Raw genomic sequence first — 23444 nt, forward strand, 5'->3', positions numbered from 1 at the left:
GGACCGACCGTTCGTCGAACCGTTCGTCGACGCGATCGACCGTCCGCCGCACACCCGTGCGTGCGCCCTGTCCCCGCCCGGCCCCCTGCGATGCCATACGGCCATGACGGCCGGAATCACCCTGACGGACACAGTGAACGGGACGACCGCCGAGCACGAGCTCGCCACACTGCAACGCGAGCACGGCCGGCCGCTCTTCGCGCTGCTGCTGCGGCTCAGCGACGGCGACCGGCAGCGCGCCGAGGACCTGGTGCAGGAGACCCTGGTCCGCGCGTGGCAGCATCCCGAGGCCCTGCGCGCCGACGACTTCGACTCCGTACGGCCGTGGCTGCTCACCGTGGCCCGGCGGCTCGCGATCGACGCGCGCCGCGCCCGCCAGGCGCGCCCTCCGGAGGTCGGCGACGCCGTGCTGGAGAACGCGCGCGTCTGCGCGGATCACGCCGAACGGGCCGCCGCCGCCCTCGATGTGCGGGAGGCTGTGAAGACACTCACTCCGGAGCACCGTGAAGTCCTGGTGCTGGTGTACTTCCAGGGGGCGAGTGTGGCGGAAGCCGCGGCCGCCCTCGGCATCCCACCCGGTACCGTGAAGTCCCGCGCGTACTACGCGCTGCGCGCCATGCGCAGGGTGCTACCGGGATACGCCGCCGACCTGCGGTGAAACCGACCTTTTGGTCAAGCCTCCGTAAAGCGCCTTGCCCAGGACCCCGGTTGAGCAGTCGGCTGTCCTCATCCGTGTTCCGGACGGGGGTCCATGACCCGGGTCGGGCGACGCGCACGCACCGGAGGAAGGCAGGAAGGGATGCTGCACAGAGGTCAAGAGAGCACGGACGGCACCGGCGGGGGCGAACTGAGCGTTCCCATGGCGTGGTTGTACGCCGAGTACATCGCCGACGAGCTGCTGCGGAGCGGCGACCTGATGCCGCCGACGTCCTTCGAGTTCCGCGCCGGACGCGACGCGCTGGCGCTCACCGTCTTCCTGTCCGACACGGAGAACGAACTGAGCGGCATCCGGGTCGTCACCCACCTGGAGACCTGGCTGTCCCTGACGGCCTACGACCAGCCCTGGCACGAGTGGGTGCACGGACGGCTGGCCGAGGTCACGGCCGACGCCCTCGCCGCCGGACGCCGCTCGCCGGACCTGGAGCTGGCCCGGGCGGCCTGGCGCTGGCTCCAGGACACCGAACTGCTCGCCCCGGACCTGAACGCGGTGCCCGGGGGTGCGCCGGTGACCGGAGAGGACGAGGGGCCGAAGGTGTGGACACCCGCCTGGCAGCTCGGGCTGCCGCTGGGACACCTCGCCATCCACCTGTTCTAGCCTCCGCGGCCGGCTCTTCCAGCCTCCGCGGCCGGCCTCTTCCAGCCTCCCCGGCCGGCCTCACGAACTTTCCCGCGGGACGGACCAATCCGCGCCTCGGGCCGCTCCGAACACCTTGGTTGCGATTCCGAGGTGGCTTGAGTGATTCGGCTGTCGGGTGCGTACGGGTGGGAGCAAGGAGTAACCCCACCCGCACCCAACGGTACGAGGATTCGGCATGAGGTCCCTGGAGAGGCATCGTGACGTCGGCGCCTATGCGCTCGGCGTGCTGGACGAGGCGGAAGCCTTCCGCTTCGAGGACCACCTCATGGAATGCCCCCGGTGCGCGGCCCAGGTGACCGAATTCGGCCCCGCCACCCGCCAGTTGATGCTGTACCGGCAGGCGACACCCCGTATCGTCCACCCCCTGACCAGGCCGGGACCGCGACTGCTCGACCGGCTGCTGACCGAGGTGGCCACGCGTCGGCGGGCCGGCCGGCGGCGGGTGCTGTACGCCGTGGCCGCCGCCGTCGTGTGCGCCGTAGCCGGGCCCGGCGCCGTGCTGTACGCGAGCCAGGGCGACCCGGCGGCGCCGGTCGCCGCGACCGACGCCCGGTCCGGGGTGTGGGCGCGGATCACGGCCGAGGACGAGATTTGGGGCACGGACGTGCGGCTCGAGGTCAAGGACGCGGGCGGCCCGCGCTCCTGCCGGCTCGTCGCCGTGGGCCGCGACGGGTCCGAACAGACGATCACCAGCTGGATGGTCCCCGGGCACGTCACCCGGCCGCACATCATGCGCGGCGGGGCCGCCCTGCACCCCGGACAGATCGACCGCTACGAGGTGCGCACGGCGGACGGCGAGCACCTGGTGACGCTGCCGGCCGGATGACCGCCGCTCCGGCGACCGCCGGCCCCCGGGGCCACCGCTACTTCAGCAGTCGGGACATCCTGCGGTCCGCCAGCGGTTTGCCGCCGGTCTGGCAGGTCGGGCAGTACTGGAGCGAGGAGTCGCTGAAGGAGACCTCGCGGACGGTGTCGCCGCACACCGGACAGGGCTCTCCGGTGCGGCCATGGACCCGCAGCCCGCTCCTCTTCTCGGCCTTCAGGCGTCCGGCGGCGATGCCCCGGGAGCGTTCCACGGCCTCGGTGAGCGTGCCGCGCAGGGCCGCGTACAGGCGGGCGGTCTCCTCGTCGGTCAGGGAGGCGGCCAGTTTGAACGGGGACATCTTCGCGGCGTGCAGGATCTCGTCGCTGTACGCGTTGCCCACGCCCGCGATCAGGCTCTGGTCGCGCAGCGCGCCCTTGAGCTGCCGCCGCTCACCCTCGAGGAGGGCGGCGAAGCGTGCCTCGTCGAAGTCGTCGGCGAGCGGGTCGGGTCCGAGCCGTGCCACGCCCGGCACCTGCCGCGGGTCGGCCACGACGTGGACCGCGAGCCGCTTCTGCGTGCCCGCCTCCGTCAGGTCGAAGCCCGCACCGGTCTCCAGGGCGACCCGCAGCGCGAGCGGGCCCTTTCCGGGCTTGGGCAGGCCGCTGGGCAGGCTGTCCTTCCAGTGCAGCCAGCCGGCCCGGGCCAGATGGGTCACCAGGTGCGGGCCGCCGGCCGTCTCGACGTCGAGGAACTTGCCGTGGCGGTGCACGGCCGCCACCCGGTGGCCCTCCAGCGCCGTGAGCGGGGGGTCGTACGTCTTCAGGACGCTGATCGCCACGGGCAGGACCCGGACGATCTCGCGGCCGGTGAGGTGTTCGGTCAGGAAGTCGCGGAGCGCCTCGACCTCGGGCAGTTCTGGCATACGTCCAGAGTGCCACCGGCCACCGACGGCGCCAGCGGGTTCAGCCCGCCCCGTGCGCCACCACGAACTCCGCCCAGACGACCTTGCCGCCGCCGCGTGCCTCCACCCCCCACTCGTCGGCGAGCGTGTCGACCAGGAGCAGCCCCCGTCCGGACACCCCGTCGGCCCCGGCCTCCCGGCGGCGCGGCAGGGCGCTGGAGGAGTCCTCGACCTCGACCCGCAGCCGCCGGTCCGTTCCGGTGAGCAGCCGCAGGGTGACGACCGCCGAGCCCTCGGTGTGCATGAGGGCGTTGGTCGTCAGCTCGTCGGCGACCAGTTCGATCTCGTCGCTCTGGCCCCGGGCGCCCCAGGACCGGACCGCGGCGCGGATCATGTGCCGGGCCTCGGTGAGTCCCTCCGGGTCGCCCGGGGAGACGTGCTGCTGCACCCGGCCGAAGGTCCGCGGGGCGCCCAGGCCGTGCCGGCGCAGCACCAGCAGCGCGACGTCGTCGTCGCCGCGCCGCTCGTCGACCACGTCGATCAGGCGGTCGGCCAGGTCCCGCACGTCCTGCGGCCCGGAGGTGATCAGCGCGGTGAGGACGTCCATGCCCTCGTCGAGGTCCGCGCCGGGCTGCTCGACCAGACCGTCGGTGCACAGCAGCAGGGTGTTGCCCGGGTCCAGCTCCAGGGTGGCGACCGGGTAGGCGAGGCGCCCGAACTCGGCGGACAGGCCGAGCGGCAGCCCGCCCTCGACGCGCACCAGGCGGCAGCTGCCGTCCCCGAAGCGCAGCAGCGGGTCGATGTGTCCGGCACGGACCACCTGGACCACTCCGGTGCCCAGGTCGGCCTCCGCGTAGAGGCAGGTCGCGAAGCGGTCGGTGTCCAGCTCGTGCAGGAAGACGGAGGCCCGGGCCATCACGGTGGCCGGCGGGTGGCCCTCGGCGGCGTAGGCGCGCAGCACGATGCGCAGCTGGCCCATGACGGCGGCGGCGTGCGTGTCGTGGCCCTGGACGTCGCCGATGACGGCGCCGACGCGGCCGCCGGGCAGCGGGATCAGGTCGTACCAGTCGCCGCCGATGTCCCGGCCGAGCGCGCCGCCGATGGACGCCGCGCGGTAGCGGACGGCGACGTCGCAGCCGGGGACGCTGGGGATGGTGCGCGGCAGCATGGCCTGCTGGAGTCCCTCGGCGAGGTCCATCTCCTGCTCGTAGAGCATGGCCCGCTGGAGGCTCTGCGCGATGCCGCTGCCGAGCGCGACCAGCACATTGCGGTCCTCCGGGGAGAAGCCGTGCCGGTCGCTGTAGAGCAGCCCGATGGCGCCGATCGGCCGGGCCTGGGCGATCAGGGGCAGATAGGCGGCCGCGGTGATGTCGAGGTGGGTGATGTCCTTCCACAGTCCGGGGTAGCGCTCCGCGAACTCCTCGGGCGACTCGATGAAACGGGGACTGAGGGTCCGTACGGCCTCGCTCATCGGGTACGGCTCGTCGATCCGGGTGACCCGGGTCCCGGGGATGAAGCTGTTCTCCGGGCCGTCGGCGACCAGCCGGATGCGACCGGCCTCGACCAGGCCCATCACCAGGCTGGTGGCGCCCAGCCGGGTGAGTCCGTGGGTGTCGCGCAGCACCTCGATGACGTCGTCCACCGTGCGGGCGTGCGCGAGGGCGGCCGTGGCGAGCTGGACGACGTTGGTGAGCCGGCGGCGGGCCTCGTCCTGCACGGCCTGGTCGCGGCTGGCCGCGGTCTCGGCCATCTCCTGGGTGGCGTCGCGGACGATGCCGATGATCCGGCGCGGGCGGCCGGTCTCGTCGCGGCGGATGTAGCCCTGGGTGCGGGTCCAGCGCAGGGTGCCGTCACGCCGGCGCAGGCGGAAGTAGGTGCCGTAGTTCTCGCTGCCGTCCTTCATGGCCTGGGCGACGATGGCGTCCATACGGCGGCTCTCCGCCGTGGGCACGCGCAGCGACAGCGACTCGGGGCGCCCGTCGTACTCCTCCGGGCGCAGGTCGAACACCTCGTGGGCCTGGGCGTCCATGTGGAACAGCCCGGCGTCCAGGTCCCAGTCGAAACTGCCCATGCGGTTGAGCGCCAGGATCGGGTCCGGGTGGGCGGGCCAGTCGTCCGGGAGTGACGGGGCGCTCGCTCCCCGATCAGACATGGACCCCACCTTGCCAGGATTTGTCGGAATCTTCGACTCCTGGTCGCCGGACAGGGGAAAGGGTCCGGAGGGGGCCGGTGGCCGACCGGGGGTACCCGGAGCAGGTACGAGAGGAGCCCGGCCGTGGAGTGGTTCACCGCACCCGACTACTGGCTTGCCCGGCTGGTCTTCCAGCGGGCCCTGGCCGTCGTCTACCTGGTCGCGTTCCTGACGGCCGCCCTGCAGTTCCGGGCGCTGCTCGGCGAGCGCGGTCTGACGCCCGTGCCCCGCTTCGTCGAGCGGGTGCCGTTCCGGCGGGCGCCGAGCCTGTTCCAGTGGCGCTACTCGGACCGGCTCTTCGCGGGCTGCGCCTGGGCGGGCTGCGCGGTGTCGGCGGCGCTGGTGGCCGGGCTCGACTCGCTGCTGCCGCTGTGGGGGGCGATGCTGCTGTGGCTGGTGCCGTGGGCGCTGTACCTGTCGATCGTCAACGTCGGACAGACCTGGTACTCGTTCGGCTGGGAGTCGCTGCTGCTGGAGACGGGCTTCGTCGCCGTGTTCCTGGGCAACGAGGAGGTGGCGCCGCCGGTCGTGGTGCTGTTCCTGCTGCGCTGGCTGCTGTTCCGGGTGGAGTTCGGGGCGGGGCTGATCAAGATGCGCGGCGACGAGTGCTGGCGGAAACTGACCTGCCTGGACCACCACCACGAGACCCAGCCGATGCCGGGCCCGCTGAGCTGGTTCTTCCACCACCTCCCTGGGCCCCTGCACCGTGTCGAGGTCGCCGCGAACCACGTCACGCAGCTGGTGCTGCCCTTCCTGTTGTTCGCCCCGCACCCCGTGTCGACGGCCGCCGCGGCGCTGATGATCGCCACCCAGCTGTGGCTGGTGCTCTCGGGCAACTTCTCCTGGCTCAACTGGGTCACCATCGTGCTGGCCCTGTCGGTGGTCCGCTTCCCGGCCGATGCCCCTTCCGTGGGCGCCGCGCCGCGCTGGTACGAGGCCGTGGTCCTGGCGGTGACGGCGCTGCTGGTGTTCCTGAGCCACCGGCCGGTGCGCAACATGATCTCCCGCCGCCAGGTGATGAACCGCTCCTTCGACTCGCTCCACCTGGTCAACACCTACGGCGCCTTCGGCTCCGTCAGCCGGGTCCGCTACGAGGTGGTGATCGAGGGCACCGCCGACGAGGTCGCCAGGAAGGACGGCGACTGGCGGGAGTACGAGTTCAAGGGGAAACCCGGCGACCCGCGCCGGTGGCCGCGCCAGTTCGCGCCGTACCACCTTCGCCTGGACTGGCTGATGTGGTTCGCCGCGTTGTCGCCCTCGTACGCCGGATCGTGGTTCGGCACCCTGGTGGAACGGCTGCTGGAGAACGACCGCGCCACGCTGCGGCTGCTGCGCCACTCCCCGTTCCCGCCCAACGCGCCGCCGCGCTTCGTGCGGGCCCGGCTGTTCCGCTACCGGTACACGACCTGGCGGGAGCTGCGGGAGACGGGCGCGTGCTGGGAGCGGACGTATGTCCGGGAGTACCTGCCGCCGACCCGGCTCACCGCCTCCGGGTGAGCCGGGTCGGCCGAGGCGCTACGCGCGCTTCAGCCGCAGGGTCATCAACTGGAACGGCCGCAGCCGTACGGTGATCCGGTCGCCGTCCGCCCGCGGGGCCTCCGCGTCCGCCAGCGGGCGCTCCAGCAGGTCGGTCACCTGGACGTCGGTGGCCGCGAACCCGGTGGTGAGCGTGGCGCGGGCCCGGCCGCCGTGGGCCTCGTGGAAGCGGAGGACGACGTCGCCGCTGCCGTCGTCGGCGAGCTTGACGGCGGTGACGACGACCGCGTCCCGGTCCACCGTGACGAGCGGCGCGACCTCCCCGGCGCCGCCCGTGACACGCCGCTCGGGCAGGTTGATCCGCCAGCCCTCGCGCACGGCGTCGCCGATGCCCGCGCCCGGCACCAGCGCGTGCCGGAACCGGTGCACGCCCTGGTCGGTCTCGGGGTCGGGGAAGCGCGGGGCGCGCAGCAGGGAGACCCGTACCGTGGTGGTCGTACCGGAGTCGCCGTCGGTGCGGACGGTGCGGGTGACGTCGTGTCCGTACGTCGAGTCGTTGACGACGGCGACGCCCCAGCCGGGCTCCTCCAGGTGCACGAAGCGGTGGTTGCAGGCCTCGAACTTGGCGGCCTCCCAGCTGGTGTTGGTGTGGGTGGGCCGGTGGAAGTGCCCGAACTGGGTCTCCGACGCGTACCGTTCGGCGTGCACGTCGAGCGGGAAGGCGAGCTTGAGGAACTTCTCCGTCTCGTGCCAGTCGACCTCGGTGTACACCTCCAGCCGTCGCTCCCCCGGCGCCAGGGTCAGCACCTGGGTGACGCGGGAGGAGCCGAAGGAGCGGACGATCCGCACCGACGCGCCGTCCTCGCCGGGGACGACCTCGTCGGCGTCGGTGAGGTCGGTGACCGTGTTGCGGTAGAACTCGTCGACGTCCCAGGCGTCCCACATGTTCGGGAAGTCCGGGTGGAGCTGGAGCAGGTTGCCCGCCCCGCCCGGCGCGATCGTCTCGCGGTCGGCGGCGAGGTCGTACGCCGAGACGACCAGCCCTCGGTCGTCGATCCCGACGCGCAGCAGGCCGTTGTCCAGGACGTGGCCGCCGCCGGGGCGGGAAGTCAGGCTGGTCCGGCCCTCGGGGGCGGGGGACGCGGCGGCGCCCGCCGGGACCCCGGCCCGCGCGTGCGGGGCGGAGTTGAAGACCAGCGGGGTGTCGCCCTCGCCGGCCAGGGCACGCTGGGCGGCGTCGATGATGCCGTTCAGCTCCTCGGCGACGCGGTCGTAGGTGGCGCGGGCCTCGCGGTGCACCCAGGCGATGGAGGAGCCGGGCAGGATGTCGTGGAACTGGTGCAGCAGGACCGTCTTCCAGATGCGGTCCAGGTCGTCGTACGGGTAGGGGAACCCGGCGCGCACGGCGGCCGTGGCCGCCCACAGCTCGGCCTCGCGCAGGAGGTGTTCGCTGTGGCGGTTGCCCTGCTTGGTCCTGGCCTGGCTGGTGAGGGTGGCGCGGTGCAGTTCGAGGTACAGCTCGCCGACCCAGACCGGCGGGGCGGGGTTCTCGGCCTCGGCCTTCTCGAAGAAGGCGTGCGGGGTCTCCCACTCGACGGTGGCCGAGCCTTCGAGGTTCCGCAGCCGGGCCGCCTTGGCGACCATCTCGCGGGTGGTGCCGCCGCCTCCGTCGCCCCAGCCGGTGGGGGCGAGGGAGTGCCGGGCGACGCCCTTGTCCTTGAAGTTCCTCGCCGCGTGGGCGATCTCGCTGCCCTTCATGGAGCAGTTGTAGGTGTCGACGGGCGGGAAGTGGGTGAAGATCCGGGTGCCGTCGATGCCCTCCCAGCGGAAGGTGTGGTGCGGGAACTTGTTCGTCTGCGACCAGGAGATCTTCTGCGTCAGCAGGTACTTGGCGCCGGCCGCCTTGATGATCTGCGGGAGGCCCGCCGCGAAGCCGAAGGTGTCCGGCAGCCACGCCTCGTCGTTCTCGACGCCGAACTCGTCGAGGAAGAACCGCTTGCCGTGCACGAACTGGCGGGCCATCGCCTCCGAGCCGGGCATGTTGGTGTCCGACTCCACCCACATGCCGCCGGCCGGCACGAAGCGCCCGTCGGCCACGGCCTTCTTGACCCGCGCCCACACCTCGGGCCGGTGGTCGCGCACCCACGCCCACTGCTGGGCCTGGGACATGGCGAAGACGAAGTCGGGCTCGTCCTCCAGCAGCGCGGTCATGTTGGAGGTGGTGCGGGCCACCTTGCGGACGGTCTCGCGCAGCGGCCACAACCAGGCCGAGTCGATGTGCGCGTGCCCGACGGCGCTGATGCGGTGCGCGGAGGGGACGGCGGGGGCCGACAGCACCTCGGTCAGGCGGGAACGCGCCTGCTCCGCCGTGCCGTTGACGTCCTGGAGGTCGATGGCGTCCAGTGCCTTGTCGACGGCGCGCAGGATCTCCCAGCGGCGCGGTGACTCCACGGGCAGCTCGGCCATCAGCTCGCCGAGCACCTCCAGGTCGAGCACCAGGTTCCACACCGTCTCGTCGAGGACGGCGAGATCCATGCGGGCGAGTGTGTACTGCGGTTCGCTGCCCGCGGTGTCCTTGTCGCCGAGCTGGGTGGGCACGAAGGGGTGGTAGTCGAGGATGACGGGGTTGGAGGCCGCCTCGACGTGCAGGCGGACCTCCTCGCCGCCCTCGACGGGGGCGCCGATCCGCACCCACTGGTTGCGCGGGTTGAGGCCCTTCACGGGGGTGCCGTCGGGGCGGTAGACCAGGCCCTCGCACTGGAAGCCGGGCATGTTCTCGTCGAAGCCGAGGTCGAGGACGGCCTCGACGGTCCGGCCGGCCCACTCCTTCGGCACGGTGCCGGTGACGCGGAACCAGCTGGTGCCCCAGGGCGCGCCCCAGCGGGCGCCGACCTCGATGGGACGCGGTTCGGCGGCGAGTGCCTCCTCGACCGGGACGGGCTCGCCCGGCGCGTGCCAGACCGCCACGTCCAGCGGTACGGACTCGGGGTAGAGGGCGGGGCGGACGCGCTCGTCGAGGACACGCTTGAGACGGGCTTCGACCAGGCTGCGGTCGTCATGCATGCGGGTGCTCCGGGGTCGGGGGCGGGTGGTGCCGGGGTGGGTCGCGGGGGCGGGGACCGACGTCAGGTACAGCTCCCCAGCGGGACGCGCTTCGAATCGTGCGGCGCCCTCGTTCCGCCGCGCGGGGCGGGGGTCACGGGGCGGGGACCTGGTCGGGGGTGACGACCTCGGTGATGCCGCGGGCCGCGAGGTGCGCGGGGTCCGCTGCGCGCGTGTCGAGGACGGTGGTGGGACGGGCGCCGTCGGCGACCAGCCGGAAGAAGGCGTCGAAGACGGCACCGCCGGGGGCGCAGGCCGAGCGCGCTGCGGGGTCGGCCGGAACGGCGAGGGCCGTGGTGCGCGGGGCGGGGGCGGGGCGGGCTCCGTCCCGGGCCGCGCGCGCCGCGCTCGCCAGCACCCGTGCCGTGTCCTTGGGGCGCCGGTCGTTGGTGAGGAGCCCGAGCCCGTACTCCAGCTCCGGGAAGTCGGCCAGCGCCCGGGACACGTCGTGGGAGCACCACCAGGTGACGCCCCACAGGTCGGGGCAGTCCAGGGCGTTCTCGACGGTCGCCTCGGTGAAGGCGGCGGCGTGCTCGGCGGGGACCAGGGGTGCGGGGGCGCCGACCTCCTGGAGCCAGACCGGGCGATGCGGGTCGTCGGCCCAGGCCTTGCTCAGCTCGATCAGGTAGGCGGCGTGGTGCTCGCTGGGCACGGAGGCGCGGCCGTGGCGCTGGGCGGTGCCGTTGAAGACCCAGGAGTGCACCGCCGTGACGGCACCCTGCCGGGCGGCCTGGGCCGGGGTGAAGGGCTGGTCGTCCTGGTACCAGGTGGCGTCGTACTCGGCGTGCAGGTGCATGCGGCCCGGGGCGCCCTCCTCGCAGGCGGCCAGCATCCGCTCCAGCCAGGCGTCGATCTGGGCGCTGGTGGCGCGGTCCGGGTCGGGGTGGGGGCCGGCGGAGAACTGGTTGACCTCGTTGCCGAGGGTCATGCCGAGGAAGTTGGCGCGGCCGGCCAGGGCGGCGGCGAGGGTGCGCAGGTAGGCGGCCTGGCCGTCGATGACCTCCGGGTCGGTGAACAGGTTGCGCCGGTGCCAGGTGCGGGTCCAGGCGGGCACGTAGTCGAAGCTGCTCAGATGGCCCTGGAGGCCGTCCACGTTGACGTCGAGGCCGCGTTCGCCGGCCGCGTCGGCCAGCGCCACCAGGTGCTCCACCGCGCGCTCGCGGATCAGGGTGCGGTTGGGCTGGAAGTACGGCCACAGCGGGAAGACGCGGACGTGGTCCACGTCCAGCGCGGCGATGGAGTCCAGGTCGGCGCGTACGGAGTCGAGGTCGAAGTCGAGCCAGTGGTGGAACCACCCCACGCTCGGGGTGTAGTTGACGCCGAAGCGCACGGCAGAAGGCATGCGGTGTCCTTGTGAGGGGGAAGCGGGTGGTTCAGCCCTTGACGGCACCCTCGCCCACGCCGCGGAAGAAGTACCGCTGGAGGCAGGCGAAGAGGACGATGAGCGGCGCCACGGCGATGATCGTGCCGGCGGCGACGAGGCGTTCGTCGTTGGCGAAGGTGCCGTGCAGGTAGTTCAGGCCGATGGTCAGGGTGAACCTGGACGGGTCGCTGAGCACGATCAGGGGCCACAGGAAGTCGTCCCAGGCGCCCATGAAGGCGAAGATCGCGACGACGGCGAGGGTGCCCTTCACGGCGGGCAGCGCGATCCGGTAGAAGCGCTGCCAGACGTTCGCGCCGTCGACGAAGGCGGCCTCCTCGATCTCGTGCGGGAGGTTGAGGAAGGCGTTGCGCATCAGCAGCACGTTCAGGGCGCTGACACAGCCCGGCAGCACCACGCCGACCAGGGTGTTGTTGAGGCCCAGCTCCCGCATGGTGGTGAACTGGGCGATGATGATGCCCTCCACCGGCACGAGCATGGCCAGGATGAACACCAGCGTGGCGACGCGTCGGCCCCGGTAGCGCAGACGGGCCAGGGCGTAGCCGGCGAGGGCGGCGCCGACGCAGTTGGTGACGACGTTGGCCGCGGCGACCTTCAGCGAGTTCAGGGCGTAGTCCCACACCGGGATGGTGTCGGCGACCCGCTCGTAGTTGTGCAGGGTGGGGTCGGCGGGCAGGAACTTCGGCGGGGAGCTGAAGATGTCCTCGGTGGGGCCCTTGAGGGAGGTCGACAGCTGCCACAGGAACGGCCCGATGGTCAGGGCCAGGACGCCGAGCAGCAGCAGGTAGCGCAGCGCCAGTTCCCACCCACGTACGCGGCGGCCGTGCTCGTCGGTGACGCGCGGCTCCCGTTTCCGTCCCCGGTGGGTGGCCCCTGGCCGCTCGGCGGGCCGGGTCTTCTCGGCGATGCTCACGCATCCTCCTTCCGGTCGGCGCGCAGAACGAGCAGCATCAGGACGACGGTGACGACGAAGACGACGACGGAGATGGCGGAGGCGTAGCCGACCCGGCCGGTGAGGCCGGTGCCGGTGCGCTGGACCAGCATCACGAGGGTGGTGTCCTCGCCTGCCGGTCCACCGCTGGGGCCCGCCATCAGGTACACCTCGGAGAACACCTTGAAGGCGGCGACCGAGGAGAGCGCGGCGACCAGGACCATGGTGGAGCGGACCGCGGGCACCGTGACGGTGAGGAAGCGGCGGACCGCGCCCGCGCCGTCCACGGCGGCGGCCTCGTGCAGCTCACGGGGCACGTTGGCCAGCGCCGCCAGATAGATGATCATGTAGTAGCCGAGGCCCTTCCAGACCGTGACGCCCATCGCGCTGAGCAGGATCAGCCACTGGTCGCTGAGGAAGCCGACGGGGCTCCCGCCGAGCGTCTCCAGCAGCGAGTTGACCAGGCCGCGCTCGTCGAGGAGCCAGACCCAGATCAGCCCGACGACGACGATCGAGGCGACGACCGGGGTGTAGAAGGCCGAGCGGAAGAAGGTGATGCCGGGGATGTTCTTCTGCACCAGCAGCGCGAGCAGCAGCGGCAGCAGGACCAGCGCGGGGACGACCCCGAGGACGTACAGGGAGCTGTTGCGCAGGCCGATCCAGAACATGTCGTCGTGGAGCAGCTCGCGGAAGTTGGCGAGGCCCACGAACTGGCCCGGGACCAGGGTGCGGCGGTCGGTGAAGGAGTTGACGAGGGTGGAGACGAACGGGTAGAGGATGAACGCGCCGGTGATCAGCAGACCGGGTGCGGCGAACAGCCAGGGACTGGCGGGCAGTTGCCGTCGCACGCGCCGGGCGCCGCCGCCCTTGCGGGCGTCCGGTGTGCCGGTGGTGAGGGTGGGACTCGCCATGATGTCTCAGCCCTGCTGCTGAAGCAGCCGGTCGCACGCCTTGACAGCGTTGTCGAGGGCTTCCTCGGGGCTCTGCTTGCCCTGGAGCGCCTTGGCGACCTCGTTGCGCAGCTCGGTCTTCATCTGCTCGCTGAACAGCACGGGCGTGTAGTTGACGGCCGTCTTCAGCGACTTGGCGGCGGCGACCCGGACACGGGTCTCGTCGGTGCCGTCCTCCTTGGTGAAGTACGGGTCGTCCAGCGAACCGGCGGTGCTCGGGAAGATGGCGACCTGCTTGGCGAACGACATCTGGTGCGCCGCGTCGGTGACGTAGTGCGCGAAGGCGACCGCGGCGGGCTTGCGCTCGCTCTGCGCGTTGACCATCAGGCCCATGACGTACATGTTGACGTGGCCGGTGCTGGTGATCTGGTCGGTGATGCCGATGTTCTTGTACAGGTTCGGCGCCTGCTTCTTGAAGTTGGCGAGGTCGAGGGCGCTGCCCGGGTTCATGGCGACGGCGCCGGTGAGGAACTTCTTCCCGGAGGACTCGGGTGTCGCCGTCAGCGCCTGCGGGTCGAGGGCCTTGGCCTCGTACAGCTCCTTGTAGCGGGTGAGGAGCTGGACGCCCTTGGCGTCGTTGAACGCGAAGGCGGTGCCCTCCTTGTTCATGAGCGGTACGCCGTAGCGGCCGAAGTCCTCGATGGTGGGCACGTTGGCGAGCGTGGCGACCTCGCCGTCGGTCTTGTCGGCGATCTTCAGGGCGGCGTCGAAGACCTCGTCGTACGTCTTCGGCGGCTGCTCGGGGTCGAGTCCGGCCTTCTCGAAGAGGGACTTGTTGTAGAAGAGCGGACCGGTGTTGAGGTACCAGGGGAAGGCGTAGGTGCCGTCCATGCCCGGTATCCGGTGGCTGGCCCAGGCCCCTTCCAGGTACTCCCTCTCGTACTGGCCGGCGGCCTTGTCCAGGTCGAGGGCGAGGCCCGCCTTGGCGAGCGGGGCGACGAGGTCCGGGGAGACGTTGACGACGTCGGGCAGGGTGCCGCCGGCGGCGTCGGCGCTGATCTTGTCGGCGTAGCCCTCGCCGGGCTGGTCCACCCACTTGACGTGGGTGTCGGGGTACTTCTTCTCGAAGTCGGCGATCAGGCCCTCGAAGTAGTCCTTGAAGTTGGCCCGCAGGTTCCAGGTCTGGAAGGTGATGTCGCCCTCGACCTTGCCCGAGGCGTCGGTCGAAGAACCGCCGTCGCCTCCGGAGCCGCAGGCACTGAGCGGCAGGACGAGGGCGGCGACGGCGGCGACGGCGAATGTTCTGCGCGAGGTGGGCACGGTGACACGTCTCCCTGAAGGACGTCGGCGGTGGGATGCCAGCGACCATGCACGGCGATTCCGCGGAAAGTCAATGGATTCACGCGAACTAAAGCGAATGAGGCAGCATTAGTCCAGGTCAGAGAGGTGTGGACGAACACTTGCCAGGAACTACTAATGCGCTTTAGGATCTTCACACTCAAGCGCTTTAGCTGAGACATCTCTCACCGCTCGCACCGAGGAAAGGAGCGCGCATGCCGGCCAAGCGGCCCGCCGCGCGCCGGCCGACGATGAAGGACATCGCACGCCGGGCCGGGGTCTCCGAGAGCGCGGTGTCGTTCGCGCTGAACGACCGGCCGGGGGTCTCCGAGATCACCCGGGACCGGGTGCGCCGGGTGGCCGAGCAGCTCGGCTGGCGGCCCAGTACGGCGGCGCGCGCGCTGTCCGGGGAGGGCGCGGCGACGGTCGGCTTCGTGCTGGCGCGGCCCGCGCACACCCTCGGCGTCGACTCCTTCTTCCTGCAACTGGTCTCGGGCATCCAGGAGGTGCTGGCCGGGCGCCACCTGGGGCTGCTGTTCCAGGTGGCGCGGGACGTCGAGGACGAGTGCGCGGTGTACCGGCGCTGGTGGGCCGAACACCGGGTGGACGGTGTCCTCGTGGTGGACCCGCGCACCGACGATCCGCGCCCGGACCTGCTGGACGAACTCGGCCTGCCGGGTGTGGTGATCGGCGGGGCGCCGGACGAACGCCATCCGGGGCTCTCGACGGTGTGGGCGGACGACGCGGGTGCGATGGCCGCGCTGGTGGACGGGCTGCACGCGCTCGGGCACCGGCGGATCGTGCACATCGCCGGGCTGCCGGACCTCGCCCACACCGAACGCCGTGTCCGCGCCCTGCGTGCGGAGGCCGGGCGACGCGGTCTGGGCGAGGTCGAGTCGGTGACCACCGACTACTCGGACGCCGAGGGCGCGGCCGTGACCCGCCGCGTACTGGAGGCACCCACGCCTCCGACCGCCCTGATCTACGACAACGACGTGATGGCCGTCGCCGGGGTCGCCGCCGCGGCCGAACTCGGCTTCTCGGTACCGGTGGACGTGTCCGTGGTGGCCTGGGAGGACTCGGCGCTGTGCCGCATGGTCAAGCCGTGGCTGTCCGCCCTGTCCCGGGACAGTGTGGAGTTCGGCCGCACGGCGGCGACGGAGCTGACCGCCCTGCTGGACGGCGGCCCGGCCCGGACGGTGCGGGTTCCGGTGCCGCGGCTGATCGAGCGGGACAGCACGGGAGCGGCCCGGCCGTCGGCCTGAGGGTCGGGCCGGGCGGCCCGGGCTCCGACCGGCGGGTGGTCCCGCCCTGTCCGGCGTCCCTGGGCGTGACCGCGCCGACCCACTGGACGGCCGGTACGTCGGTGGACGCGCGGGGCCTGGACCGGCGGTTGCCGACCGGGCGCACGCGGGTGCACGCGGCCCTCGGGCGGCGCTTCGCCGGCCGGGTGGCGACGGGCTCGGGCCGCGAGCGGCTGCGCGAACGGCTGGAGCCGTTCTTCGCCGGGTACGACGTGCTGCTCACCCCGGCGCCGGCCCGCCGCTCCCCCGCGGCAGGGCCCTGGCACGAACGGGGCCGGCTGCGCAACGTGGTGGCGAACTCGGCGTACTCACCCTTCTCTCCGCCGTGGAACCTGACCGGCCGGCCCGCGATGTCGGTGCCGTTCGGCACGCTGGACTCGGGCGCGCCCGGCGCCGTACAGCTGGTGGGGCGCCCGGGGTCGGAGGCGGCGCTGCTGGAGCTGGCGGAGCGGATCGAGGCGCTGCGGCCCTGGCGGCGGACGGCGCCGCTCGACTGAGGATGCCTACAGGGCGCGGTGCATGATGTGCAGGCCGACCCGCCCGTGCCGCGGGTGGTCGAAGGCGTCCGGCACCGTGCCGAGGATCGTGAAGCCGAGGGAGGTCCACAGCCGTACGGCGGGGTTGGTCTCGACGACGGCGTTGAAGACCATGCCCCGGTATCCGTCGGCCCTGGCGGCGTCCAGGACGTACTCGGCGAGGGCCCGGCCGGTGCCGCGGCCTGCCCGGCCGGGGTCGACCATGAAGCCCGCGTTGGCGATGCGGGCGGCGGGGCCGCCGTAGTTGGGGGTGACGTAGGCCGAGCCGACGACCGTGCCGGTGTCGTCCTCGGCGACGTAGACGCGTTTGGCGGGGTTCATCCACAGGGCCCGGGCGTCCTCCTCGGAGGTGTCCGGGTCCCAGGCGTAGGTCTCGCCGGCGGCGACGATGCGGTGCCAGAAGGGCCAGATGTGCGGCCAGTCGCCGGCCGTGGCTTTCCTGATCGGCATGGGCGTGAGTGTGGCACGCCCATGCGCGCGGCGGCCTCGGTGGGTGGCGGGCGGGTCAGTCCACGCTCGGCAGGATGTGCGGCTCGGCGAGGTCCTCCTCGTAGCCCGCGAGGCGGATGGGGGCGGAGCGCGCCCACACGTCGAGGCTGCCGATCTCGCCGGGCCGGCGGCCGGCGCGCCCGGTGCGTTCCTCGGTGCGTTGCTCTGGGTTCGTCGTCGTTTCCGGTGTCACCGCGCACTCCTTATGTGTCGGGTCACCCTCGGGCCCGCCGGCGCCAGTCTCCTGTCCGGCACCCGGCGCCCGCTCGGGTGTGGGTCGAATGCAGTTCGGACGCGGTGGCGCCGGCAACTCGTGCGGAAGCAGGCCGTTGTGAACCGGCTTGTCCCATGACGGACCTGGGTGTGGGTAGTGCCCTGTGCTGCCGTCCGTCCGATTCAGATTAACCAAATGAGCGGGGGCGCGCTCTATGGGGCTCAAAAGATGGGACAACCATTGCCCTTCACTCCGCGCGCAGTTGACCCGAGTCTGCCCCGATTCCTCCACTTCCGCACGGTGTGCAACTCACCCGTTCGGCCTACATCGACGTCCGCACCTTCGAATGTCGGCGGCGCCGGGTCGCGCAGTTAAGTTCCCGTTGGCTGCGGCGCAAGCTCGCCATGGTCTGCTGCTCGTCGGCAACGGCTGTCTCGTGGGAGGACCGAGGCATGGAACTGCGCAGCGTCGAGGAGCTGATGGACCTGCTGTACGCCTGCCGGGGCGAACGGCCCGCCGATGGGGCCGGTGGCGGGCCCGGGGATCCGCACGGGCACGCGCTGCGCACGGCCGCGCTGCTGCGTCGGCGCCGCCCTGCGGACAAGGAGCTCCAGGTCGCGGGGCTGGTGTCGCCGGTGGGGCGGCTGCTGTGGCCCGGCAGCCCGGCCGCCAGGACCGCCGACGCGGTACGGCCACTGCTGGGCGCCCGCGTCGCCCGCCTGGTGCGCCGTCAGGCCCACCCGGAGGCCTGGGACCACGACGACGACCTGGTCAGCCTGCGTCAGGCCGACGAGGAGGCGCGCACCGCCGTCTTCGACGCGGGGGTCCTGGAGGACTGGCGCACGGTGCTGGAGCTGACGGCGGCACGGAACGCGCGGCTGGGTGCGGTCGACTGAGACGCCGTCCGGTGCGGTCCGGCCGGTCCGGCCGGCCCCGGCCGCCCGGAGTGCCGGGAGCACTGGGAGCGCTGGCAGGGCCGGGAGCGCCGGAAGGACCCCGTCACCACTTGCCGGGCGCGTAGTCCTTGAGGAAGACGCCGTACAGGTCCTCGCCCGCCTCGCCGCGCACGACGGGGTCGTAGACGCGGGCGGCGCCGTCGATCAGGTCGAGGGGGGCGTGGAAGCCCTCGTCGGCCAGGCGCAGCTTGTCGTAGTGGGGACGCTCGTCGGTGATCCAGCCGGTGTCGACGGAGGTCATCAGGATCCGGTCGGTGTCGAACATCTCCTGGGCACTGGTCCGGGTCACCATGTTCATGGCGGCCTTGGCCGCGTTGGTGTTCGGGTGACCGGCGCCCTTGTAGCCGCGGGCGAACACGCCCTCCATCGCCGAGACGTTGACGACGTAGGCACGCCCCGCGGGCGCCTTGCGCGCGGCCTCGGCCATCGACGCGCGCAGCGCGCTGATGAGGATGAACGGCGACGTGTAGTTGCACAGCTGGGTCTCCAGCAGTTCCACCGGGGAGATCTGCTCGATGGTCTGGACCCAGGTGTTGGAGTCGACGACGTCCGGGACCAGCCCGCCCGCGTCGATGGCGGTGCCCTCGCGGTGCCGGACCACGCTGGCGTTGCCGGCGACCAGGGCGAGGTCGGCCACCTTCTGCGCGTCGAGCCCCGAGGTGCCCAGCGGCAGAGCGGCCAGGCCGTCCACCGCACCGGAGTTGAAGGCGCCGATGACCTGGTGCGCGGGCAGTTCACCGGCGGGCAGCGGGGCGCTCTCGCCCTCGACCAGCGCGGCGTACGCGGAGGGCAGGCGGCGCACGGTCTGGGTGGCGTTGTTGATCAGGATGTCGAGCGGCCCCTGCTCCGTGACCTGCTCGGCGAGGGCCACGGCCTGGGCGGGGTCGCGCAGGTCGATGCCGACGACCTCCAGGCGGTGCAGCCAGTCGGCGGAGTCGTCCATGGCCTTGAAACGGCGGATGGCGTCCTTGGGGAAGCGGGTGGTGATCGTGGTGTGCGCGCCGTCGCGCAGCAGCCTGAGCGCGATGTACATGCCGATCTTGGCCCGGCCGCCGGTGAGCAGCGCGCGCTTGCCGGTGAGGTCGGCGCGGGCGTCGCGGCGGGCCCGGTTCTCGGCGGCGCAGTCCTGGCAGAGCTGGTGGTAGAAGTAGTCGACCTCGGTGTAGCGCTGCTTGCAGATGTAGCAGGAGCGGGGACGCTGGAGTATCCCCGCGATCGTGCCCTGCTCGGTGCGCGAGGAGGGCAGCAGGCCCTCGGTCTCGTCGTCGATGCGCTCGGCGGACCCGGTGGCGGTGGCCTCGGTGACCGCCTTGTCGTGGGCGGTCTTGGCGGCCCGGCGCTCCTGGCGGCGGCGCTGCTTGACCATGCGGTAGATGTGCGAGGTGGCCCGGCGGACCCGGATCGCGTCCGGATGGTCGACGTCGAGTGTGTCCAGCTCCTCCAGCACGCTCAGGCAGACGGCGAGCCGCTCGGGGTCGATGCCGGGGCCGTACGCCGGGGCGGTCGCCGCTCCGGCGGACACCTCTTGCGTGGACGCCCGGCCGGCGGCCACCTCGTCCGTGGTCGCCGAGCCGTCCTGTGTCACCGTCATCGCCGCTGCCGTTCCCTGGTCACCGTTGCGGCGCTCCGGGAGGCGACCGCTGTCGAACAGCGGATTTTATTCAGCGCGCGGCGTGGATCCAAACCCACCGGGGTCAGGGACGGCATGCCGTGAGCAACGTCTCCACCTCCTCGGCCACCGCCAGGGCGAACCGGTCCAGGTCCGGCACCGCCTGCGCGTCGGCGACCAGGCCGTAGTGGACCTGTCCGCGGTACGTCGATACGGCCACCGCCAGGGAGTGGCCGCGGGCCAGCGGCGCCAGCGGGTAGACCTCGGTGAGCGGGTGCCCGCCCAGTCGCAGCCCGAGGCTGGGCAGCGGCACGCTGGTGACCAGGATGTCGAACCAGAGCCGGGCGGCCCCGGAGACCAGTGGCCCGCCGAGCCGGTGGCCGAGCGCGGGCACGTGGTCGGCGAGCAGGGCGACGGCTCCGGCGCCGCGGCCGGGCCCGGCGTCCTTGTTGCGGTCCATGGCGGCGCGGACCGCGCCGAGGCGGGAGAGCGGGTCGGGGTCGCCGACCGGGAGTCGCATCAGGTACCCGGAGAGCCGGTTGCCCGGCGGATGGGCGGTGTGCGGCCGGCGTTTGGAGACGGGGATCAGGGCCCGGGGCGCGACGCCCTCGCTGCCGTCGCCGCGCTCGTCCAGCCAGCGGCGCAGGGCGCCGGCGACGACCGCGATCAGTACGTCGTTGACGGTGCCGCCGGTGGTCTTGCGGACGTGGTGCACGTCGTCGAGGTCGACGGCCACGCCCGCGGTCCGGCGGGTGCCGGAGGACGCGGCGGTGAGCGCGGGCGAGGAGCGCACGTCGAGGGTGGACAGCGCGGCCGCGGCACCGATGTCCAGGGCGCGTCCCGCGTCCGACAGGGCACCGCGCAGCCGGTCCGGCAGGGCGCGCACGTCCGGCAGGAGTCCGCGCGGCGGCTGCTCGGGGCGGGGCCGGGGGGCCGGCAGGTCCATCGGGTCGAGGACGCCCGCGGCGAGGGTCAGGGCGCGCAGACCGTCGGCCAGGGCGTGGTGGAACTTGAACAGCACGGCGAAGGACCCGCCGTCCGCGCCCGGCAGCACGTGCGCCTCCCACGGGGGCCGGCCGCGCTCCAGGGGGCGTTCCATCAGGCGCCCGGCCCGGGCGTGGAAGTCCGTGGTCGGGTCGTGCAGCCGCACGTGGTCGAGCGGGTCGAAGCGGGGGGCGGGCTCGCGGGTCGCGCCGCCGAACGCGAACGGCCGGCGCAGGGTCAGCGGTGGCTGCCAGGTGTCCCGGATCCTCATCCGCAGTCCGGGCACGCCGGGGGCGCGGGCCGCGAGCAGGTCCGCCGCGTGGGCGCCCGCGGTGGGCGAGTCGGCCTCGAAGACGCCGAGCGCGCCCAGGTGCATGGGGTGCTCGGCGGACTCGATGTTCCAGAACGCCAGGTCGAGGGGAGCGAGCGGATCGGGAGTCACGGGCTGGCCTCGCAAGGACGACGCATGGGTGGCGGATGGACAACGGGTGGACAAGCAGTCAATCGCTCTCCGACGATTACGGTCAAGTACGATCAAGCTACGCACAGTTAACAGGAGATTAAAGTCCCGCCCCTTTCGGCAGGGGCGGGACTGCTGTGACTCATGGGGCGCCTGTGCTCACGTCAGCGGCGGCGGCACCGCCTCTGCCCCGGTACCCCACCCGGACGGCTGCGGGCCGACCGTGAACGCGAGCGACCGCACGGAGCGCAGGGCGTCCGTCGTCAGCCACGTCCGGGGGTAGGCCGAGCCGTCGGTGCGGGCCGACTGGACGTACCGGTCGGTGTCCGAGGTGCCGGGGGCGGTGATCGTCAGGGCTCCGCGCGGGTAGTAGCGGCGGTCGAGGGTGAGGTCGACGCGGTCGAAGACCGGGGTGGACAGGCCCCAGGTGTCGTAGCCGGGCTGGATCGGGAAGATCCCGATCGAGGACAGCACGTTCCAAGCGGACATGGTCCCGAGGTCGTCGTTTCCGGTCATACCGGTCGGCGTGTCGGTGAACAGGGTGAGCGCCGCGTGCACCACGTCGGTCGTCTTCCAGGGCTGCCCGGTCGACAGGTAGGTGTACGGGGCGATGAGGTCGGGCTCGTTCTGCGGGTTGTACTTGTCGGCGTTGTAGTAGTCGTACGGCCCGTTCACCCACACCTCGCGGGCGGTCTTCGCCGGGTCGGCGAGGAGCTGGTCGTAGGCGAAGAAGGAGTCGAGCCGCTCGTTCGCCGCCTCGGTGCCGCCGATGAGGTCGATCATGCCGGGCAGGTCCTGCGGCACCAGCCACTGGTACTGCCAGGACGTGCCCTCGTGGAAGCCCTCGCTCTGCGCCGGGTCGGCCGGCCCGGTGAAGGCGCCCTCGGCGTCGCGGGCGCGGAAGAAGCCGGTCGAGGGGTCGAAGACGTTGCGGTAGCTCTGGGCGCGCTCGGCGTACCGCTTCGCGTCCGCCTCATGGCCGAGGTCCCGGGCCATGCGGGAGAGCATGGCGTCGGACAGGGCGTACTCCAGGGTGGCGGAGGCGCCGTGGTCGTAGTCGGAGTCGCCGGGCTTGGCGTGCGGGCGGCCCTTGACGTACGGCGCGAAGCCCTCGGCGAGGTACTCGCGGTTGGCCTCCCGGCCGACGGCCGGCGAGTCGGCCGGAGGGACCCCGTCGGCGTTCTTCTTGAGCGCCCGGTAGGCCTTCTCCTCCCAGCCGTGCAGCAGGCCCTGCTGGTAGGCGTTGGTGAGGAAGGGGGTCACCGGGTCGCCCGTCATGATGTTGGTCTCGACGGTGCCGTAGCCCCACTTGGGCAGCCAGCCGCTCTCCTCGTCGATCTTGATGACGGAGATCGCCATGTCGCGGGCCTCGCGGGGCGCGAGCAGGGACAGGAGCTGCGACTGGGTGCGGTAGGTGTCCCACAGGGACCAGTTCTGGTAGTACGTGAAGCCCCTGGCGCGGTGGACCTCCTGGTCCCAGCCGGTGTAGCGGCCGTCGACGTCGCTGCCGACGTTGGGCGCGAGGAAGGACCGGTACAGGGAGGAGTAGAAAGTGCGGCGCAGGGTGTCGTCGCCACCCCGGACCTTGACGTCGTCCAGCCGCTGCTCCCAGGTGCGCTCGGCACCGCGGCGCACGGAGTCGAAGGAGTGCCCGCTCTCGGCGCGCAGGTTGAGCGCGGCGCCGCGCGCGTCCACGTAGGACAGGGCGGTGGTGGCCTCGACGGTGCGGTCCTTCGTGGTGTCGAAGCGGACGTAGGCGCCGTCGCCGCCGCTCTTCGCGCCCGCCGTCACGGTGCCGTCGTCCCAGGTGCCGTAGGAGGCGAAGGGCCGGTCGAAGCGGGTGATCGTGTAAACCGTGTACGGCTTCGTGTCCTGGCAGAAGCCGCTGCCGGTGATCGCGGTGCGCACGGTGCGGCTGTCCAGCACCTCGACCTTGGTGCTGATGTTCCTGTGCAGCGACTGGCCGGCGTTGAGCAGCACGTTGGCCTTGTCGGTGGCCGGGAAGGTGTAGCGCTGCACGCCGGTGCGTTCGGTGGCGGTCAGCTCCGCGTCGACGCCGGAGTCGAGGCCGACCCGGTAGTAGCCGGGGCTCGCCTCCTCGTCGTCGTGGCTGAAGGAGGCGGCGTACTTCGCGTAGTCCGTCTCGGTGACGTCGCCGGTGGTGGGCAGCACCGGCAGGTCGCCGCCGAGGCCGCAGCCGACGCCGGAGAGGTGGACCAGGGAGAAGCCGCGGATGCGGGTGTCGGAGTGGTCGTAGCCGGTGTTGTGGCCGGTGTCCGGCGAGAACTGCACCATGCCGAAGGGCACGGCGGCGCCGGGGTAGGTGTTGCCCTCGTTCTCGGTCCCGATGAAGGGGTTCACGAGGTCGGTCAGGTGCTGGTCGGTCGTCGGGGCGGCCTGCGCCGCCGGGGCGGTGAGCAGCGCGGACGCTGCCACCACCCCGGCCACGCACAGCCGCAGACGCCGGGTGGCTCTCATGTGCCGTGACCTCCGGAAGGTCTGCTGTGTCGTGCGGTCGTT

General features: G+C 72.3%; 18 protein-coding genes and 1 pseudogene. 7 read left to right on the plus strand and 12 right to left on the minus strand.

The window, feature by feature from the left end:
- The first annotated feature begins 103 nt into the window (after positions 1 to 103).
- The 3 genes from C4J65_RS01255 (at position 104) to C4J65_RS01265 (ending at position 2183) form a co-directional block, all read left to right on the plus strand.
- Positions 104 to 658, plus strand: coding sequence for a sigma-70 family RNA polymerase sigma factor (locus tag C4J65_RS01255; RefSeq protein ID WP_115746246.1), 555 nt, complete (start codon positions 104 to 106; stop codon positions 656 to 658).
- A gap of 141 nt (positions 659 to 799) precedes the next feature.
- Positions 800 to 1315 (plus strand): hypothetical protein, encoded by a 516-nt coding sequence (locus C4J65_RS01260; RefSeq protein ID WP_115740661.1) that lies wholly within the window; start codon positions 800 to 802, stop codon positions 1313 to 1315.
- 217 nt (positions 1316 to 1532) lie between these two features.
- Positions 1533 to 2183 carry a zf-HC2 domain-containing protein gene (locus C4J65_RS01265; protein WP_115740662.1) on the plus strand — a complete coding sequence of 217 codons (651 nt, stop codon included), beginning with the start codon at positions 1533 to 1535 and terminating at the stop codon, positions 2181 to 2183.
- 37 nt (positions 2184 to 2220) lie between these two features.
- Here C4J65_RS01265 and C4J65_RS01270 read toward each other — a convergent pair whose 3' ends face one another.
- Both C4J65_RS01270 and C4J65_RS01275 read right to left on the minus strand, forming a co-directional pair.
- The gene (locus C4J65_RS01270; protein ID WP_115740663.1) at positions 2221 to 3084 is read right to left on the minus strand and encodes a DNA-formamidopyrimidine glycosylase family protein; all 864 of its coding nucleotides are present in this window, start codon (positions 3082 to 3084) and stop codon (positions 2221 to 2223) included.
- 40 nt (positions 3085 to 3124) lie between these two features.
- Positions 3125 to 5215 (minus strand): SpoIIE family protein phosphatase, encoded by a 2091-nt coding sequence (locus C4J65_RS01275; RefSeq protein ID WP_115740664.1) that lies wholly within the window; start codon positions 5213 to 5215, stop codon positions 3125 to 3127.
- A gap of 123 nt (positions 5216 to 5338) precedes the next feature.
- Here C4J65_RS01275 and C4J65_RS01280 point away from each other — a divergent pair, with 123 nt between their 5' ends.
- On the plus strand, positions 5339 to 6751 hold the full coding sequence (locus C4J65_RS01280; protein ID WP_115740665.1) for a lipase maturation factor family protein: 1413 nt from the start codon (positions 5339 to 5341) through the stop codon (positions 6749 to 6751).
- 18 nt (positions 6752 to 6769) lie between these two features.
- Here C4J65_RS01280 and C4J65_RS01285 read toward each other — a convergent pair whose 3' ends face one another.
- The 5 genes from C4J65_RS01285 to C4J65_RS01305 all read right to left on the minus strand — a co-directional run bounded on the left by C4J65_RS01285 (position 6770) and on the right by C4J65_RS01305 (position 14354).
- Positions 6770 to 9793 (minus strand): glycoside hydrolase family 38 C-terminal domain-containing protein, encoded by a 3024-nt coding sequence (locus C4J65_RS01285; protein ID WP_115740666.1) that lies wholly within the window; start codon positions 9791 to 9793, stop codon positions 6770 to 6772.
- 133 nt (positions 9794 to 9926) lie between these two features.
- Positions 9927 to 11174, minus strand: a complete 1248-nt coding sequence (locus C4J65_RS01290) for a glycosyl hydrolase (protein ID WP_115740667.1) — start codon at positions 11172 to 11174, stop codon at positions 9927 to 9929.
- 31 nt (positions 11175 to 11205) lie between these two features.
- Positions 11206 to 12126, minus strand: coding sequence for a carbohydrate ABC transporter permease (locus C4J65_RS01295; protein ID WP_115740668.1), 921 nt, complete (start codon positions 12124 to 12126; stop codon positions 11206 to 11208).
- The gene (locus C4J65_RS01300; RefSeq protein ID WP_115740669.1) at positions 12123 to 13055 is read right to left on the minus strand and encodes a sugar ABC transporter permease; all 933 of its coding nucleotides are present in this window, start codon (positions 13053 to 13055) and stop codon (positions 12123 to 12125) included. Before C4J65_RS01300 ends, C4J65_RS01295 begins: the two co-directional genes overlap by 4 nt.
- 6 nt (positions 13056 to 13061) lie before the next feature.
- Entirely contained in the window at positions 13062 to 14354 is a 1293-nt protein-coding gene (locus C4J65_RS01305; protein WP_115740670.1) for a sugar ABC transporter substrate-binding protein, read from the minus strand.
- 233 nt (positions 14355 to 14587) lie between these two features.
- Here C4J65_RS01305 and C4J65_RS01310 point away from each other — a divergent pair, with 233 nt between their 5' ends.
- Together C4J65_RS01310 and C4J65_RS01315 are read left to right on the plus strand one after the other, a co-directional pair.
- Positions 14588 to 15637, plus strand: coding sequence for a LacI family DNA-binding transcriptional regulator (locus C4J65_RS01310; RefSeq protein ID WP_115740671.1), 1050 nt, complete (start codon positions 14588 to 14590; stop codon positions 15635 to 15637).
- Positions 15638 to 15666: 29 nt separating this feature from the next.
- Positions 15667 to 16173: pseudogene (locus tag C4J65_RS01315) on the plus strand (amidase family protein); the annotation flags it as partial.
- Between the two features lie 6 nt (positions 16174 to 16179).
- Here the strand turns inward: C4J65_RS01315 and C4J65_RS01320 are convergent.
- Both C4J65_RS01320 and C4J65_RS36280 read right to left on the minus strand, forming a co-directional pair.
- The gene (locus C4J65_RS01320; protein WP_115740672.1) at positions 16180 to 16662 is read right to left on the minus strand and encodes a GNAT family N-acetyltransferase; all 483 of its coding nucleotides are present in this window, start codon (positions 16660 to 16662) and stop codon (positions 16180 to 16182) included.
- A gap of 55 nt (positions 16663 to 16717) precedes the next feature.
- Positions 16718 to 16894 carry a hypothetical protein gene (locus C4J65_RS36280; protein ID WP_115740673.1) on the minus strand — a complete coding sequence of 59 codons (177 nt, stop codon included), beginning with the start codon at positions 16892 to 16894 and terminating at the stop codon, positions 16718 to 16720.
- A 473-nt stretch (positions 16895 to 17367) separates the two neighbouring features.
- Here C4J65_RS36280 and C4J65_RS01330 point away from each other — a divergent pair, with 473 nt between their 5' ends.
- On the plus strand, positions 17368 to 17811 hold the full coding sequence (locus C4J65_RS01330) for a hypothetical protein (RefSeq protein ID WP_115740674.1): 444 nt from the start codon (positions 17368 to 17370) through the stop codon (positions 17809 to 17811).
- A 103-nt stretch (positions 17812 to 17914) separates the two neighbouring features.
- On the opposite strand, the gene C4J65_RS01335 is transcribed toward C4J65_RS01330, so the two are convergent.
- From C4J65_RS01335 to C4J65_RS01350, 3 genes are all read right to left on the minus strand, one after another.
- Entirely contained in the window at positions 17915 to 19462 is a 1548-nt protein-coding gene (locus C4J65_RS01335; protein ID WP_115740675.1) for an SDR family NAD(P)-dependent oxidoreductase, read from the minus strand.
- A 103-nt stretch (positions 19463 to 19565) separates the two neighbouring features.
- Entirely contained in the window at positions 19566 to 20906 is a 1341-nt protein-coding gene (locus C4J65_RS01340; RefSeq protein WP_115740676.1) for a wax ester/triacylglycerol synthase family O-acyltransferase, read from the minus strand.
- Between the two features lie 177 nt (positions 20907 to 21083).
- A complete protein-coding gene (locus tag C4J65_RS01350; protein WP_115740677.1) occupies positions 21084 to 23402 on the minus strand; it encodes a GH92 family glycosyl hydrolase in 2319 nt (772 codons plus the stop codon).
- Positions 23403 to 23444 lie beyond the last annotated feature (42 nt).

Origin of the sequence: Streptomyces sp. CB09001 (assembly GCF_003369795.1) — a bacterium.
GTDB lineage: Bacteria > Actinomycetota > Actinomycetes > Streptomycetales > Streptomycetaceae > Streptomyces.